This window comes from Streptomyces sp. NRRL WC-3549, assembly GCF_000721935.1.
In the GTDB taxonomy this organism is placed as follows: domain Bacteria; phylum Actinomycetota; class Actinomycetes; order Streptomycetales; family Streptomycetaceae; genus Streptomyces.
Genome location: NZ_KL585400.1, coordinates 27,103 through 29,936, shown reverse-complemented (window position 1 = coordinate 29,936; position 2,834 = coordinate 27,103). Strand labels below are relative to the sequence as shown.

At 69.7% G+C, this 2,834-nt stretch carries 3 protein-coding genes; 1 reads left to right on the top strand and 2 read right to left on the bottom strand.

The annotated features are described in order from the left end of the window. Together IH13_RS0115895 and IH13_RS0115890 are read right to left on the bottom strand one after the other, a co-directional pair. Positions 1-487, bottom strand: a 487-nt coding sequence (locus IH13_RS0115895; RefSeq protein ID WP_031084939.1) for a dihydroxyacetone kinase subunit DhaK, incomplete at its 3' end; no start/stop codon positions are given. Continuing rightward, positions 487-1,863: an MFS transporter gene (locus tag IH13_RS0115890; protein WP_031084937.1), complete on the bottom strand. Its 1,377-nt coding sequence runs from the start codon at positions 1,861-1,863 to the stop codon at positions 487-489. The genes IH13_RS0115895 and IH13_RS0115890, both read right to left, overlap by 1 nt. A 245-nt stretch (positions 1,864-2,108) precedes the next feature. On the opposite strand from IH13_RS0115890, the gene IH13_RS0115885 reads away from it, so the two are divergent. After that, a partial coding sequence (locus tag IH13_RS0115885; protein ID WP_031084935.1) for a FadR/GntR family transcriptional regulator occupies positions 2,109-2,834 on the top strand: 726 nt, incomplete at its 3' end.

Sequence of the window (2,834 nt, the reverse complement as noted above, 5' to 3'; positions counted from 1 at the left end):
CCGCCGCGGCGGCCGTCTTGAAGACGACCAGGTCACCGGCGACCCCGCGACGCTTGTGGGCCTCCTCGGGGGAGGCGCTGGAGATGTCGTCCGTGACGCCGAGCGTGCGGGTGGGTATGCCCGCGGCGGTCAGCTGCTCGGCCGCCTGGCCGAAGTGGAGGACGTCGCCGGCGTAGTTCCCGTAGGCGAGCAGGACACCGCCGCCCGTCTCGGCGGCCTCGGCGACCCGGCGGACCTGGTGCGCGGAGGGCGAGGCGAAGACGTTGCCGACCGCCGCGCCGTGCGCGAGGCCCTGGCCCACCAGGCCGGAGAAGGCCGGGTAGTGGCCGGTCCCGCCGCCGACGACGACGGCGACCTGGCCGGGGACGGTACGGGTGGCCCGGACCACCCCGCCCGGGACCCGGCGGACCCGGCGGGGGTGGGCGGCGGCGAAGCCTTCGAGGGCCTCGTCGGCGAAGGCGGCGGGGTCGTTGGAGAGGCGGGTCATCATCGGACCTCTGCGAGGGGCCGGCCCCGGCCCGCTTCCCGGCCCTTGGACCGGTTGGCGAGCCACAGCATCAGCGCGGCGGACATGAGCATGAAGGCACCGACCAGGAACAGCGGCAGGTAGTAGTCGCCGCTGAAGTCCTTCAGCCAGCCGGTGACGTATCCGGCGGCGAAGCCCGCGACGTTGCCCGCGGTGTTGATCAGGGCGATCCCGGCCGCGGCGGCGGCCCCGGTGAGGAACTGTGAGGGCACGGACCAGAAGACCGGCAGCGCGGCGAAGATCGCGCAGGCGGTGACGGTGATGACGGCGACGGTCGCGGCGGGCGAGCCCATGTAGAGGGCGACCGGGATCGAGACGCCGCCGACGACGGCCGGGCCCGCGATGTGCCAGGTCCGCACCCCGTGCCTGGTGGCGTGGCGCGACCAGAAGTACAGGACGATCGCGGCCGGGAGGTAGGGGATGGCCGTGATGAGGGCCTTGTCCATGACGCTGAACGTGGTGCCGAACTGCTCCTGGAAGCCGTTGATGATCGTCGGCAGGAAGAAGGCGAGCGCGTACAGGCCGTAGATGAAGCCGAAGTAGATCAGGGCGAGGGTCCAGACCCGGCTGTTGGTGAAGGCCGCCTTCAGCGCCTGCTTGCCGTGGTTCGTCTTCTCGTCCGCGCCGGTCTTGCCCGCGTTCTCGGCGGCCAGCTCCTTGGTCAGCCAGTCCTTCTCGGCGGGGGTGAGCCACTTGGCGTCGGCCGGCTTGTCGATCAGGTAGAACCAGGCGACGACGCCGAGCAGGATCGCGGGGATCGACACGCCGAGGAACATCACCCGCCACCCTTCGAGGCCGAAGAGCCCGTGCTGGTTGATGAACCAGCCGGCCAGCGGGGCGCCGATCACCGTGGTCAGCGGCTGGGCCAGGTAGAAGAGGCCGAGCACCTTCGTACGGTGCCGGGAGGGCACCCACTGGCTCAGGAAGAGGATCGCGCCCGGGAAGAACCCGGCCTCGGCGACACCGAGCAGGAAGCGGAGCGTGTACAGCTGCTCGCTGTTCTGCACCCAGGTGAACAGCAGGGCGACGATGCCCCAGGTCACCATGATCCGCGCCAGCCAGCGCCGGGCGCCGAACTTGTGCAGCGCCATGTTGCTGGGCACTTCGAGAATGATGTAGCCGATGAAGAAGACACCGGAGGCGAAGCCGAACTGCGCCGCGGTGAGGGCGAGGTCCTGTCCCATGCCGTTGGGCTCGGCGAAGGAGACGGCCGTCCGGTCCAGATAGTTCACGAAGAACATCAGGGCCACGAAGGGGACGAGCCGGATCGAGACCTTCCGGATGGTGGATCTCTCGACGGTTGATCCCTGGATGGCTGAATGCGCAGTGGCGCCCATGGGGAGACTCCTCGCTTGCGGACCGCTTTGTCCGGTTCTGTGTCTACTCCGGCAGGCGAAGGCGAACCGCGGAGGGTCGTGTTTCCAGCCGGTGAACAACTCCAAGCTAGCTCCGGATCGTAAATTGGTCACCAATTTACCAAAGTGACGTAGGTCGCTCCCCTGAGCTCTTCTCCTCGACCGATGAGCGCGTTATCTTCCGCCCCCTCCCGGTACCGGCCGCCCGGTCTGATGTACTGGTCAGCGTGTCCACGCAGCCCGAAGCGCCCGATTTCACGTCACTCCTGCGCCCCGTCGTCCGGGAGTCCTCGGTCAGCGAGGTGGCCAAGCGACTCCTCGACCACCTGTCCGAGGGGAACCTGAAGCCGGGGACCCGGCTGCCCGCGGAGCGCCAGCTCGCGGACGCGCTCGGCGTCGCGCGCTCCAGCGTGCGCGGGGCGCTCTCCGCGCTGGACGTCCTGGGGATCATCGAGATCCGCCCGGGGTCGGGCAGCTACGTGCGCGAGGGGACCAGCGAATTCCTTCCCCGGGCGATCAACTGGGGGCTGATGCTCGGTCAGCGGCGTACGCAGGACCTGGTGGAGGTCCGCACCTTCATGGAGGGCATGTCGGCGCGGCTGGCCGCGGACCGGGCCTGTGACGAGGACGTCGAGCGGCTCGAAGAGCACCTGGAGCGGATGCGGGAGGCCGGGACCGACGTCACGGCGTTCATCGAGGCCGACATCGCCTTCCACTTGGAGACGGCGAACATCGCCCGCAACACGGTGCTCAGCGACATCCTGCACTCCATCCGGGCGCTGCTCCAGGTGTGGATGGAGCGGGCCGGGGACATCGAGGGCACGGTCACCGGCACCCTGCACGAGCACGGTGCCGTGCTCGACGCGATCCGGAGGGGCGACCCGGAGGGCGCGGAGGCCGCGATGGCCGAGCACATGCGGCTGGCCAGCGACCGCCTGCGGCTGTCGCTGAGT

Coding starts and splice junctions, on each gene's coding strand:
- IH13_RS0115890 (WP_031084937.1), bottom strand. CDS start 1,863: ATGGGCGCCACTGCGCATTCAGCCATCCAGGGATCAACCGTCGAGAGA.